Source organism: Leifsonia sp. 466MF, from assembly GCF_900100265.1.
GTDB lineage: Bacteria > Actinomycetota > Actinomycetes > Actinomycetales > Microbacteriaceae > Leifsonia.
The window spans coordinates 2,754,879-2,767,921 of record NZ_LT629696.1 but is presented as its reverse complement, the minus strand read 5'-3'; the positions used below and the strand labels follow the sequence as shown (position 1 = coordinate 2,767,921).

General features: G+C 69.7%; 13 protein-coding genes. 7 read left to right on the top strand and 6 right to left on the bottom strand.

From position 1 onward, the window contains the following. Positions 1–84 precede the first annotated feature (84 nt). The 3 genes from BLR91_RS13215 to BLR91_RS13205 are packed head-to-tail and all read left to right on the top strand — an operon-like array spanning position 85 to position 3,075. Positions 85–744, top strand: a complete 660-nt coding sequence (locus BLR91_RS13215; RefSeq protein WP_018190023.1) for a response regulator transcription factor — start codon at positions 85–87, stop codon at positions 742–744. Beyond that, the gene (locus tag BLR91_RS13210; protein WP_089874785.1) at positions 731–2,056 is read left to right on the top strand and encodes a sensor histidine kinase; all 1,326 of its coding nucleotides are present in this window, start codon (positions 731–733) and stop codon (positions 2,054–2,056) included. The genes BLR91_RS13215 and BLR91_RS13210 overlap by 14 nt, the downstream gene beginning before the upstream one ends. Further along, on the top strand, positions 2,053–3,075 hold the full coding sequence (locus BLR91_RS13205) for a hypothetical protein (protein ID WP_018190025.1): 1,023 nt from the start codon (positions 2,053–2,055) through the stop codon (positions 3,073–3,075). The genes BLR91_RS13210 and BLR91_RS13205 overlap by 4 nt, the downstream gene beginning before the upstream one ends. 356 nt (positions 3,076–3,431) lie before the next feature. Here the strand turns inward: BLR91_RS13205 and BLR91_RS13200 are convergent, their stop codons facing one another. Further along, positions 3,432–3,680, bottom strand: a complete 249-nt coding sequence (locus BLR91_RS13200; RefSeq protein ID WP_018190026.1) for an acyl-CoA carboxylase epsilon subunit — start codon at positions 3,678–3,680, stop codon at positions 3,432–3,434. Further along, positions 3,677–5,299: an acyl-CoA carboxylase subunit beta gene (locus tag BLR91_RS13195; RefSeq protein ID WP_018190027.1), complete on the bottom strand. Its 1,623-nt coding sequence runs from the start codon at positions 5,297–5,299 to the stop codon at positions 3,677–3,679. The genes BLR91_RS13200 and BLR91_RS13195 overlap by 4 nt, the downstream gene beginning before the upstream one ends. A gap of 94 nt (positions 5,300–5,393) precedes the next feature. Between BLR91_RS13195 and BLR91_RS13190 the strand changes: the two genes are divergently transcribed. Both BLR91_RS13190 and BLR91_RS13185 read left to right on the top strand, forming a co-directional pair. Then, the gene (locus BLR91_RS13190; protein WP_018190028.1) at positions 5,394–6,155 is read left to right on the top strand and encodes a biotin--[acetyl-CoA-carboxylase] ligase; all 762 of its coding nucleotides are present in this window, start codon (positions 5,394–5,396) and stop codon (positions 6,153–6,155) included. Positions 6,156–6,161: 6 nt separating this feature from the next. Beyond that, entirely contained in the window at positions 6,162–6,710 is a 549-nt protein-coding gene (locus tag BLR91_RS13185; RefSeq protein ID WP_231918914.1) for a PH domain-containing protein, read from the top strand. On the opposite strand, the gene BLR91_RS13180 is transcribed toward BLR91_RS13185, so the two are convergent. Further along, positions 6,672–7,250: a GtrA family protein gene (locus tag BLR91_RS13180; protein ID WP_089874789.1), complete on the bottom strand. Its 579-nt coding sequence runs from the start codon at positions 7,248–7,250 to the stop codon at positions 6,672–6,674. The two genes, BLR91_RS13185 and BLR91_RS13180, sit on opposite strands and share 39 nt — an antisense overlap. Positions 7,251–7,368: 118 nt before the next feature. Between BLR91_RS13180 and BLR91_RS13175 the strand changes: the two genes are divergently transcribed. Next, on the top strand, positions 7,369–8,511 hold the full coding sequence (locus BLR91_RS13175; protein WP_026307074.1) for a 5-(carboxyamino)imidazole ribonucleotide synthase: 1,143 nt from the start codon (positions 7,369–7,371) through the stop codon (positions 8,509–8,511). A 42-nt stretch (positions 8,512–8,553) separates the two neighbouring features. Here the strand turns inward: BLR91_RS13175 and BLR91_RS13170 are convergent, their stop codons facing one another. Continuing rightward, positions 8,554–9,912, bottom strand: a complete 1,359-nt coding sequence (locus BLR91_RS13170) for an LCP family glycopolymer transferase (RefSeq protein WP_018190032.1) — start codon at positions 9,910–9,912, stop codon at positions 8,554–8,556. Positions 9,913–9,922: 10 nt separating this feature from the next. Further along, complete coding sequence (purE, locus tag BLR91_RS13165; RefSeq protein ID WP_026307075.1) at positions 9,923–10,426, bottom strand: 5-(carboxyamino)imidazole ribonucleotide mutase; 504 nt, start codon at positions 10,424–10,426, stop codon at positions 9,923–9,925. A 149-nt stretch (positions 10,427–10,575) separates the two neighbouring features. On the opposite strand from purE, the gene BLR91_RS13160 reads away from it, so the two are divergent. Next, a complete protein-coding gene (locus BLR91_RS13160) occupies positions 10,576–11,841 on the top strand; it encodes an acyltransferase family protein (RefSeq protein WP_231918913.1) in 1,266 nt (421 codons plus the stop codon). Here the strand turns inward: BLR91_RS13160 and BLR91_RS13155 are convergent. After that, a complete protein-coding gene (locus BLR91_RS13155; protein WP_020075438.1) occupies positions 11,818–13,005 on the bottom strand; it encodes an acyltransferase family protein in 1,188 nt (395 codons plus the stop codon). The genes BLR91_RS13160 and BLR91_RS13155 overlap by 24 nt on opposite strands. Positions 13,006–13,043 lie beyond the last annotated feature (38 nt).

Sequence of the window (13,043 nt, the reverse complement as noted above, 5' to 3'; positions counted from 1 at the left end):
GAGTCGACGACCGACACGCGCCCACACGGACGCGCTGACGTCCGGACGACCCTCCGCATGCATTCACCCCCTACGATGGTCAACATGGTGCGGGTGGCAATCGTCGACGATCACGAGTCCGTGCGTCTCGGGCTGAAGGCGGCCTGCCAGGACGCCGGCTACGACGTGGTCCTGACCGCTCCGACGGTGGACGACTTCGTCGCCCAGCTCGGCTCCCAGGAGTGCGACGTCGTCGTCCTCGACCTGTCGCTCGGCGACGGCTCCAAGGTGACCGACAACGTCAAGCGGGCCCAGGCGACCGGGGCCGCAGTGCTGGTGCACAGCATCGCCGATCGCGTGGCCAGCGTCCGCGAGGCGCTCGCCGCCGGAGCTGCAGGCGTCATCCCTAAGTCGTCACCCACGACGACGGTCATCAGCGCTATCGCGACGGTGGCCCGAGGCGACGTCCTCAACAACCTCGAATGGGCGACGGCGATCGACGCCGACAGTGACTTCGCCAAAGCGCAGCTCGGGCGACGCGAACGCGACGTCCTGCACCTGTACGCCTCCGGCCTCCCTCTGAAGGCGGTCGCCGCCCAGCTGGGCATCGCGAACTCCACCGCCCGCGAGTACCTCGACCGCATCCGCGTCAAGTACGTGGAAGTCGGGCGGCCGGCGCCGACGAAGGTGGACCTCCTCCGACGCGCCGTGGAGGACGGCATCCTTCCCGGGCTCGACCCCGAGACAGGCAATGAGCGCTCCTAGCGGGGTTCGACCCGGGGCGCCGCTCGAACCGGCCAAGCCCCGCAACCCCCTCAGCCGGGCGCGGATCGAGCGCATCGCCGACCGCACGGTGTCCGCCTTCGGGCTCGTCTTCGGTCTGCAGACCCTCCCGACGGCACTCGGCCAGCTCAGCGCGCTCCGCGAGCCGTGGGGCGCCGTCTGGATGATCGGGATCTTCGGCGGCCTCGCCCTCACCGTGATCCTCGCTGTCGTGCAGCGCGGGGTGAAGATCGCGATGGGCGTCCTGTCGGTTCTGTACCTCGCGGCGATCGTCACCTGGCCGCTGCTCGTCCGCGACCCGAGTGCGTTCAGCTCCGACAAGCCGTGGGTGTGGTTCCTGTGTTCCGTCTTCACGGCCTTCGCGGCTGTCGCCTACCCGCTGTGGCTCGCGATCGCCTACACGTTCATCGCGCCCATCGCCTACGGCGTCGTCCGGGCGCTTCCGGCCGGCGGCGGCGTCGGATTCGAGCTGGGTGCGCTCGACGCGATCTACGCCATCATCCTCGGCGGCGTCATCCTCGCGATCATCGCGATGATGCGCCAGGCGTCGAGCGCGGTGGATGCGGCCCAGAGCCAGGCGCTCGCCCGGTACGCCACCGCGGTCCGCCAGCACGCGACTGAGGTCGAGCGCGTGCAGGTCGACGCCATCGTCCACGACAGCGTGCTCACGACCCTGCTCTCGGCCGCTTCCGCGAGGACACCGGAGCAGAAGGAGCTCGCGGCGGCGATGGCCGCCGACGCGATCGGGCACCTGCACGCAGCCGAGGCATCCACGCCGGAGGACCAGTCCCTGGTCGGCCTCAACCAGCTCGCAGAGCGCCTCGTGACCTCCGCCAACGCGTTCTCATCGCCGTTCGAGGTCGAGGTGCGCGACGTCGAGGTGCACATGCTGCCTGTGAACGTCGCCGAGGCGGTCTACTCGGCCGCGGTCCAGGCGATGGTGAACAGCATGCAGCACGCGGGCGGCCCGGAGGTGCACCGCGGCCTGTCGATCCGCGGTGGCGGACCGGCGGCCACGGTCGAGATCATCGTCGGCGACGACGGACGCGGGTTCACCGAGGCGGAAGTGCCGGCGGAGCGGCTCGGCCTGCGCATCAGCATCCGCGACCGTCTCGCCAAGGTCGGCGGTCGCGCGGACATCCGCTCCGAACCAGGCGAGGGCACGACCGTCACGATCCTCTGGCCGTCCGCCGAACCGCAGCCCGTCGGCGCCCAGGCGCCCGGGGCGGCCCGCTTCGACCAGCAGGGTCCTTTCGCACCGAGAGAGGCGCGAGAGACGGAGGCGGCGGAGTGATCACCCTCAATCGCGTCCTCTTCCTCATCCTCGGCGCTCTTTTCTCCGCCTATCACCTCTTCCTCGCGCTGTCGTCGCTGTGGATGCCGCGCACGGCAGGCCCGATCGTCGTCGCGATGGTCTTGTACGGTGTCGCGACGGTGATGAGCCTGTGGCCCACCAGCCCGACCAAGATGCCGCTCTGGCTCGCCGCCTTCGACCTCGCCGTCTGCGTCGTCATCCCGATCCTCGTCACGAGCCAGCTGGATCCGTCCAAGGACAACGGATACGCCACCTGGTACGTCGCCGCCGTCGGCACGCTGATGACCATCTGCGCGGTCCGGCGGCAGCAGATCGTCGCGTGGGCCGGCGTCGCCTTCCTGGCCGTGCAGACGGTCGTCTGGGCCGGTCTCGGCGCGCTCGCGGGGCTCGGCGTCATCGGCTCGGTCGTGTGGGTCGGTGTCGCCGTCGTGATCTCTGGCTCGCTCGCGAAAGCCGGCCGCGATGCCCTCCAGTTCGCCCGTGCCGAGCGCGAGGCGACGGAGTGGCAGGCTGCCCAGGAGGCGCACGTCATGGAGCGCCAGCTGCGGCTCCGCCAGACCTACCGGGTCGCTGCTCCGATGCTCGCCGAGATCGTCCGCCGCGGGGGAGACCTCACCGAGGCGGAGCGACGTGAGTGCCGGTATCTCGAGGGCGCGATCCGCGACGAGATCCGCGGTCGCCGCCTGCTCAATGACGATGTCCGTCGCGAGGTGATGGATGCGCGCCGCCGTGGCGTCGTCGTCAGCCTGCTGGACGAGGGCGGCATCGACGACATCGACCAGCGTGGGCTCGAGACCGTGCTCCGGCGGCTGGCGGACGCCATCCGCGGGACGACGACGGACAAGCTGATCATCCGGACCGTACCCCGGTCGTCGAAGACCGCGGTGACCGTTGTGGGCCTGCGCATGTCGGACGACGGCGCGGCGAATGCACTTGGCGCGGAGTCGGAGGACGACGAGGTCGACCTCTGGCTGGAGATCCCCAGGCCGGTCGGCTGAATCTCGCCCGAGCTCGGTCGTCCCTGCCCGTGACGGGGAGAACGGCCCTTAACGAGGAGAAAGGGGCCGACACCCGAATTGTCGGCCCCTTTTCAAACCCCGAGTCAGGGCGACAACCCGAATATCGCCCTGACTCGCCCCCAAAGCACTCGCCCGCTTACCCTAGTCGGCGAGTGATTGGCGGTGTGACTCACGAGGAGAGACACCTAGCAATATCTATAGTGGCTGCGCTCTCAGAAAATACATAGTCGTCATTTTGGAGGACACCTGGGGGACATCTCACGACCCCCGTTCGCGGGACATGCCGAAGAATCCGCGTGTCCCTTACTCGGGGGACGCCCGGATCGGGGTACATCTCAGCCCGAGAACGACCGCCAGGCACCCGCTCCGGGCCGGAGCTCGCCGCGCAGGTTCCGCTGCGTGCGTGCCCAGGCATCCGGGCCCTGCTCGGCCCTGGCCTCCCGACCGGCGGCCGCCTGCTCGGCGGCAGCGGCGGTCAGGACGGCGGTGACGGCCGCGATCTCCTCCGCGGTCACGCCGCGGGTGAGGAACCGCAGCTGCGACGGATCGAGCGGCGCACCGCTCTGGGCCTCCTGGCCGGTCACAGCGGGATGTTCCCGTGCTTCTTCGGGGGCAGCGTGGCCCGCTTGGTGCGGAGCGCGCGCAGCGCCTTGATGACCGACACGCGCGTCGCCGCCGGCTCGATCACGCCGTCGAGTTCGCCGCGCTCGGCCGCGAGGAACGGGCTCGCGACGTTGTAGGTGTACTCGTTGGCGAGCTTCGTGCGGACGGCCGCCACATCCTCGCCGGCCTCCTCCGCGCGCTTGATCTCGCCGCGGTAGAGGATGTTCACGGCACCCTGGCCGCCCATCACCGCGATCTCGGCGGTGGGCCACGCGAGGTTCATGTCGGCGCCGAGCTGCTTGGAGCCCATGACGATGTACGCACCGCCGTACGCCTTGCGGGTGATGATGGTCACGAGCGGCACGGTCGCCTCGGCGTACGCGTACAGCAGCTTCGCCCCGCGCCGGATCACGCCCGTCCACTCCTGGTCGGTGCCGGGAAGGTAGCCGGGCACATCCACCAGGGTGAGGATCGGGATGCTGAAGGCGTCGCAGAAGCGGACGAACCGGGAGGCCTTCTCGCCGGCGTCGATGTTCAGTGTGCCCGCCATCGCGCTCGGCTGGTTCGCGACGATGCCCACCGACCGGCCCTCGACGCGGGCGAACCCGATGACGATGTTGGGGGCGAACAGCGGCTGGATCTCGAGGAACTCGCCGTCGTCGACCACGCCCTCGATGATCGTCTTCACGTCATAGGGCTGGTTGGGGGAGTCCGGGATGATCGTGTTCAGCCGGCGATCGGCGTCGGTGATCTCGAGCTCCGGCTCGGCCTGGAAGGTCGGCAGCTCGGCGAGGTTGTTCTGCGGCAGGTAGCTGAGCAGGGTCCGCGCGTAGTCGAGCGCATCCTCCTCGTCGCTGGCGAGGTAGTGGGCGACGCCGGAGACCTTGTTGTGGGTCAGCGCGCCGCCGAGCTCCTCGAAGCCGACGTCCTCGCCGGTGACCGTCTTGATGACGTCCGGGCCGGTGACGAACATGTGGCTGGACTTGTCGACCATGATGACGAAGTCGGTGAGGGCGGGGGAGTACACGGCGCCGCCGGCTGCCGGGCCCATCACGATGGAGATCTGCGGAATGACGCCGGAGGCCGCGGTGTTGCGGCGGAAGATCTCGCCGTACTTGCCGAGGGCGACGACGCCCTCCTGGATGCGGGCGCCGCCGGAGTCGAGGATGCCGATCATCGGAACGCCCGTCTTGAGCGCGTGGTCCATGACCTTGATGATCTTCTCGCCGGCCACCTCGCCGAGGGAGCCGCCGAAGATGGTGAAGTCCTGGCTGAACACCGCGACATTGCGGCCGTGGATGGTGCCGACGCCGGTGACGACCGCGTCGCCGTACGGGCGCTTGGCCTCCATGCCGAAGGCGTGGGTGCGGTGGCGGACGAACTCGTCGAACTCCACGAAGGAGCCCTGGTCGAGCAGGAGGTCGATGCGCTCGCGCGCGGTCAGCTTGCCCTTGGCGTGCTGCTTCTCGATCGCCGCCTGACCGCTCGCGGTGACGGCCTCGTGGAACCGTTCCTTCAGGTCGGCGAGCTTGCCGGCGGTGGTGGTCAGGTCGGGGAGCTGATCGGTCTGACGAGGTTCGGTGTCGGTCACGTCGTTCACTCTACCGGCCAGCCGAATGGCCGTGCCGTTGACGAAACCCTACAAATCCACCGGTCTGCGCTGGCAGACTGGCCCAGTGCGAGAGACTGACCCCGTGGACTTCCGACGCAGCCGAACCATCGTCCCCGTGCTCGAGGTGCTCCCCGAGGCGGGTTCCACCAACGACGTCCTGAGTGCCCGGGCGGGCGACCTCCCGGACCTCGCGGTGGTGATCACGGGCAACCAGACCGGAGGTCGCGGCCGGCTCGGTCGGGTGTGGGTGACGCCGCCCGGGAGAGCGCTGGCGATCTCCGTTCTGCTCAAGCCTGTCGGCCTGCCGCCGGAGTCGTTCGGCTGGTTCCCGCTGCTCGGCGGCCTGGCGATGAGCCGCGCGCTCGGCCGGTTCGTCCCCGGCGGCGTGCAGGTCAAGTGGCCCAACGACGTCCTCATCGAGGGCGACAAGGTGTGCGGCATCCTCGCCGAACTGCTGCCCGGGATGTCGGGGCTGGTGATCGGCGCCGGCGTCAACCTCACGCAGACGCGCGACGAGCTCCCGACCGAGACCTCGACCTCGCTGGCACTCGCCGGTGCGCACGATGTGGACGCGGATGCGGTGCTCTCGGCCTACCTCATCCAGCTGACGACGTTGTACCGCGAGTTCCTGGCCGCCGACGGCGATCCGCTCCGCAGCGCGCTGCGCGATGAGGTCGCCGAGGCCTGCCACACCATCGGCCGGCCGGTCCGCGTGCAGCTGCCGTCGGGCGACGACCTCCTCGGCACCGCCGTCGGCATCGACGAGAGCGGGAGGCTGATCGTGGAGTCGGATGCGGGCCGCACCGCTGTGGCGGCGGGCGACGTCACGCACCTGCGGTATTAATGGAGCATGAGCAGCAGCCCGGACGGGATACCCGCCCAGCCGCCCGAGCGTGTGGTGGCCCGGCTGCGTTCGAACGCCCGCCGGCTGTTCTTCCCGAGCCTCGTGCTGATCGCGACCGCCGGCGCGGTCGGGTACCTCGCGGGCCGGGTCGGTGAGGTCTGGGAGATCGTCCTGCTGTGGTCCGCCGCGGCCGCCGTCGTGCTCCTGCTCTTCCTCCTGCCGCTGGCGGCGTGGCTGAGCCGCCGCTACACGATCACCAATCGCCGTCTGATCATCCGGCACGGCTTCTTCGTGCGCGTGCGCCAGGAGCTGCTGCACAGCCGCGGCTACGACGTGAGCGTGCGGCGGACGTGGCTGCAGAGTATGTTCCGCTCCGGCGATGTGCTGATCAACTCGGGTCTCGACCATCCCGTCGTCCTGAAGGATGTGCCGAAGGCCGACCAGGTGCAGCGCGCGTTGTCCGAGCTGATGGACCACTCGCAGACCGTCGTGGCCGTGCGGCGTCAGCAGGCGCAGTCAGTCTCCGACGAGACCACGGTCTGGGGCGCTCGCTAGGGTCGAGCCGGTGATCGGCGCCTTCTCGCGGCCGCGGGCGGGCACGTGCCGGCTGTCCGAGACGGTGGCACGACGGCCGGAGCGAGCGATCGCGCGGTCGGGCGAGAACACCCACCAGCGGTAGAAGGCGAACCGGAACACCGTGCCGAGCGCGAGACCGACCACGTTGTTGGAGATGTTGTCGGCGAGCAGGCTCTGGTAGCCGAGCAGGTAGTGCGACACCCAGACGCAGAGGAGCGGGATGGCCATGCCCGCCAGGCTGACGATGAAGAACTCGATGCCCTCACGCGTGGCGTTCTCGTTGCGGTTGCCGGAGAAAGCCCAGTAGCGGTTGCCGATCCAGTTCGTGCCGATGGCGACCAGTGTCGCGATCGCCGTCGAGAAGAGCGTCTTGTGCGGCACGTTCACCAGCACGAAGAGCATCAGCACGTTGAACACGAGCAGATTGACCACGAAGCCGACGGCTCCGACCGCGCCGAACTTGATCAGTTGCGGGAGGAGCCGTGCGCGTCGCGCCGGTGTGCTGGTCTCGGTCGTCATGCCCCTGCCTGAGATGCGGGAAGATGGTCAGTACGTTCGTCACAGTACGCGGACCAGGTTTCGCGTTCCTGTGAGTCTTCCCGGCCAGCATGAAAAGTATCAGAGGAGCGGATGGTCCATGGCTAGTCACATCGTCGGAGTGATCGGCGGAGGTCAGCTGGCACGGATGATGATCCCCCCGGCCATCGAGCTCGGGGTCGACATCCGCGTGCTCGAGGAGGCGGAGGGCATGAGCGCCGACATCGCCGCGTCGGGCGTCGGCGACTACCGCGACCTCGACACCGTGCTCGCGTTCGCCGAGACGGTGGATGTGATCACCTTCGACCACGAGCACGTGCCGCAGGCGATCCTCCGCGAGCTGGTGTCCCGCGGCATCCCCGTGCACCCGGGACCCGACGCGCTCCTGTACGCGCAGGACAAGCTGCAGATGCGGGCCAAGCTCAGCGAGCTGGGGCTGCCGGTGCCGGACTGGGCCGCGGTGGAGTCCGCGGACGAGCTGGGCGCCTTCCTCGCCGATCACGGCGGCCGGGCCGTCGTCAAGACGGCGCGGGGCGGCTACGACGGCAAGGGCGTCCGCGTGGTGTCGGACGCGAGCGGGGCTGACGACTGGTTCCTGGCGCTCGCCGAGGACGGCCGTGGCGGAGCGCTTCTGGTCGAGGAGCTCGTGCCGTTCCGGAGGGAGCTCGCACAGCTCGTTGCGCGCCGTCCGTCGGGGGAGATCGCGGCGTGGCCGGTCGTCGAGACCGTGCAGCGCGACGGCGTCTGCGCCGAGGTGCTCGCGCCGGCGCCAGGCGCAGCCGGCCGGGTGGCGGAGGCCGCCGCCGACATCGCCCGCCGCGTGGCGGACGGACTCGGGGTCACCGGAGTCCTCGCCGTCGAGCTGTTCGAGACGACGGATGGGCGGGTGCTGATCAACGAGCTGGCGATGCGGCCGCACAACAGCGGCCACTGGTCGATCGAGGGCGCCGTCACCAGCCAGTTCGAGCAGCACCTGCGAGCCGTCCTCGACCTTCCGCTCGGGTCGACGGAGCCGCGCGCCGACTGGTCGGTCATGGTGAACATCCTCGGCGGTCCGTCGGAAGGCAGCCTCCAGGACCGCTACCCGGCCGCGCTCGCCGCGCATCCCGAGGCCAAGTTCCACGGCTACGGCAAGGAGCCGCGGCCCGGACGCAAGGTCGGTCACGTGACCGTCGTGGGCGGCGAGGACATCGAGGACGTCGTGTACCGGGCCCGCGCGGCGGCCGCGTTCTTCGAGGGCTGACCAGGCCGTGCAGGGCTGAACCGAGGGGCGGCGGGCCGCCGGTCAGCTCCCCTTCGGCTTCGCCGTCGCGGGGTTCACCGCCTGGCGCACCAGCTCCTGGATCTGTGCATAGTCCGGCTCGGTCGGGTCGATCGTCGGCGGCACCAGCTCCAGCTGTTGCACGGGCAGCTTGCGCGTCTTCATGCCCAGGTCGACGAAGTAGCCGAGCATCGACTGCGGGATGTCCGTCTTCATCACCTGCGCGCCGGCCGTCGCGATGCCCTGGAACTTCGACACCACGTTGACCGGGTTGACCTGCTTCAGGATGGCGTCCTGCAGCTGCCGCTGACGGGCCATGCGGTCGTAGTCGCTGGAACCGTGGCGGGCGCGGGCGTACCACTGGGCGTGGTAGCCGTCGAGGTGGCGCTTGCCCGGCTCGATCCACTCGGCGACGCCGTTGAGGTTCTCGTCGCCGCCGATCGGCACGCGGTCCGTGACGGTGACGTCGACGCCGCCGAGGGCGTCGATCAGGTCGGCGAAGCCCTGCATGTCGATGAGGACGTAGTACTGGATCTTCAGGCCGGTCGCACCTTCGAGGGCGTCGCGCATGGCCTCGATGCCCGGCTCGCTCTTGTTCTTCTTCGCGTTCGGGTACAGGTCCGGCTTGTACAGCTCCACCTCGGTGTAGATGGAGTTGAGCTGGCAGACGTCCACGTCGCAGCGGTCGTTGTAGCCGTAGCCGTCCGGATACTCGGCGTGCAGCGGGGACGAGGCCGGGAACGGCACGGGGTCGAGGTCGCGTGGCAGGCCGATGGTGACGGCCTGACCCGTGTTCGCGTCGATGCTGACGATGGACATGCTGTCCGGGCGCAGGCCGTCGCGGTCGGGGCCGGCGTCGCCGCCGAGCAGCATGATGTTGTAGCGGCCGTCGACGGGAGGCTGTGACGGCCCTGCCGAGAAGATGTCGCCGAGCGCACCCCGGGCGGACCCGGCGACGACCGACGCGTAGCCGGCGGTGCAGGCGAGCCCGACGAGGACGAGCACCGAGAACGCGGCGATCCAGCCGCGGGCGTTCGGTGCGGTGCGGATGAGGCGCACGAGACGCAGAGTGTCCAGTGTGAGCACGACCCAGAGCACCGTGTAGACGATCAGCAGTGTCTGGACGAGGGTCAGGCTGCCCGCCTGCGTGAACAGCGTGTAAATGGACGACGGCGAGACCAGGTAGACGACCAGCGTCACGATGCCGAGCAGCCAGAGCAGCAGGGTGGCGAGCACGCCGACCCGGCCGAGGACACGGTTTCCAGCGACGACCTGGGCGGAGCCGGGCAGCAGGATGTTCATGGTGACCAGCCACCAGCCCCGCTTCGTCATCGTCTGGGACGAGGAGGCGTCGGGGTGGCGCAGCGGCGTGGCGATCGTCATCGGGCGGTTCTCACAGCTGGGCTTGCAGGGCCCGGTTCTTCTGCTCGACGCTCGCCTCGAGGTCGGCGGCGAAGCGCGCGAGAGCCTCGGCGAGGGCGTCGTCGGAGGTGGCCAGGATCTTGACGGCGAGGAGTCCGGCGTTGCGCGCGCCGCCGATGGAGACGGTGGCGACCGGCACCCCGGCGGGCATCTGGACGATGGAGAGCAGGGAGTCGAGCCCGTCGAGACGGGCGAGCGGTACCGGGACGCCGACGACGGGGAGGGTCGTGACCGCGGCCAGCATGCCCGGGAGGTGAGCTGCGCCGCCCGCTCCGGCGATGATCACCCGGACGCCGCGTCCGGCGGCCTCCTTGCCGAACGCGATCATCTTCTCCGGCGTCCGGTGGGCCGAGACGACCTCGACTTCGTGCGCGACGCCGAACTCGGTGAGCAGGCGCGAAGCCTCCTGCATGACCGTCCAGTCGGAGTCCGATCCCATGACGACGGAGACCAGCGGTGACGTGGATGCAGGCATAGCGAACATGCTAGGTGCCGCCTCGCGCCTGACGGCGCCGCCACGCGGACGGCCGCTCTCTCGCATCCAGCTGACCCCTGAACGGGTCACAGGAACTGCCCAGGGCGCATGGGTACCGTCGCCCGCCTATGACGGGTACAGGTGTAACGGTGGCAGAAAAGACGAAACAGACGACGGGCGGCCGTTTGGCCGCGCTGGACGGTCTGCGCGGCATCGCCGCGGTGGTCGTCCTGCTCCACCACGCCATGTACACGAACCCGGACTTCCCGGGCGCGCCCGGCACCGGATCCGCGCCGACGGGCTCCGCGATGTGGTGGATCAGCTACACGCCGCTGAAGCTCGCGACCGCCGGTGTCGAGTCGGTCATCGTCTTCTTCGTGCTCTCCGGGCTGGTGGTCACGCTTCCCGTGATCCGTCACCGCGGCTTCGACTGGTTCGCCTACTTCCCGCGCCGCGCCGTCCGGCTCCTGGTGCCGGTCATGGCGTCCGTCGTGCTGGCCGCCGTCTGGGTGATGGCCATCCCGCAGGTGTCCACCCAGCCGAAGGGCACCTGGCTGAGCAGCTCCTCCACTCCGAACTTCAGCTGGGAGTACATCGTCAAGGCGTGGGACCTCCTCGGCGGCGACGGGCAGATCAACAACCCGCTCTGGTCGCTTCGCTGGGAGCTGCTGTTCTCGCTCGCCCTGCCGATCTTCGCGGTGGCGGCCCTCGCCGTGCGGAAGTGGTGGATGGGCGGCCTGGCCGCCGCGTGCGCCCTCACCTACCTCGGCGTGCACGCGGACTCCGGTGCGCTGCAGTACCTCCCGGCGTTCTTCGTCGGCGCGGTCATCGCGGTCCGCCTCGAGGCGGTGCGCAACGTCGCCGACCGGATCAACACGCACTGGTATCGACACCCGCTGTGGGCCGGGCTCACCGTGGCCAGTCTGCTGCTCCTGATCGCTCCGTGGCTGGTCGGGCCGAACGTCGGCGAGATCCCCGAACTCGAGCCGGTGCTGAAGGGCCTGGTGCCGCTCGCCGCGGCCGGGCTCGTGGTGGCGGCACTCGGCTGGAAGCCGCTCCGCGCCGTGCTCGACACGCGCCCCGTGCAGTTCACTGGGACCATCTCGTTCAGCCTGTACCTCGTCCACGTGCCGATCCTGATCTTCAGCACCTACCTCTTCGCGGACGAGCCCTGGTACGTCCCGCTGCTGTTCGGCATCCCGGTGGCGGTCCTCGTGGCCGTCGGTTTCACCTGGCTGATCGAGAAGCGCAGCCACGGCTGGTCGAAGGCCGTCGGCAACTGGGCGTCCGACCGGTACCGCACCTGGTTCGGTCGCGACGAGGAGGCCGAGGAGCGCCGGTCCGGCGACCAGGGCGAAGCGACCGGCGGCGGCCGGGCGGTCGAAGCCGGGTCAGCGCGAAGCGCGCGACGGTAGCTCGGCCGGCGCCGTCGGTTCCGCTGACGCCGCGACCTCGCCGGAGCGACGCTCGAAGGCGCGAGCAACCGTGGCACCGAACAGCTTCGACAGGGTGTGGGATCGCTTCTCGACCAGCTGGTAGAACAGCGTGCCGACGATGAGCGCGACCGGGATGGCGAGCGCGGCCACCTTGGTCGGCCCCCAGTCGCGCAGGGCGTAGCTCAGCGTGACGATGATCGGGACGTGCACGAGGTACAGGCTGAAGGAGATCTTCCCGGCCCAGCGGAACGGCTGGTGAGAGAGCAGGCTCGCAAGCGGCCGCCATTCCAGGCAGCAGATCAGCAGTCCGAGGGCGGCGAGCGGCTGGAGCGCGGTGAGGGCGAGCGGCACCACCCCCGGCCCGACCATCCAGTGGGCGATCAGGAGCAGAGCGGACCCGATCAGCGCGAGAAGCCACACCGCCCAGCCGAGACGCCAGCCGGAGACAGTGGCGCCCAGGCGGCGGATGCGCGGGAGCAGCACGGCCGCGACGACGCCGAGGAAGAATGGAGGGAGGTAACGCAGGCCGTCCGCCCCGGAATCCACGCCCAAGAAGACGGTCGCGGTGGCGACGAGCAGGATGAGCGGCCACACCCGCCGCAGCCAGACGGCCAGCCCGAGGAAGAGCGGCAGCATGACCGAGAAGGCTACCTCCCAGTAGATGGACCACAGCGGGTTGTTGAGCAGGTGGTACGTGCGGGTGGGGTCGAGTTGGCCGATGAACGTCTCGACGCTCAGGTCTGGTACCGAGGTCGTGGCGACCCAGCCGCTCATGGCGTTGGCGACGATCTGCGGGACGAGCAGGGCGAGGGCCGCGGCGAAGACCAGCGAGCACACCACCGGAAGTCCGATCCGGACGATCCGGCGTGGGTAGTACGCCATCCAGTCGAAGGCCCGCGGAGACAGCACGGGCAGGCTCAGCACGAATCCCGAGAGCACGAAGAACACGACCACCGCCTCCGGGCCGGCGGTGAACAGCTTGAGCGGCGTGTACGTGAACCACCAGGCCAGGCTTCCGGCGGCCGGCCCGGAAGACCCGGGTACCGGCACGTACGCCCCGGAGATCGCCGGGTTCAGCAGGGAGGCGTGGTGGGCGAGCACGATCAGTGCGGCGATGCCGCGCAGGCCGTCGAGCGACGTCATCCGGGCGGATGGGAGGGAAGGAGTTGGCATGAGGAGAA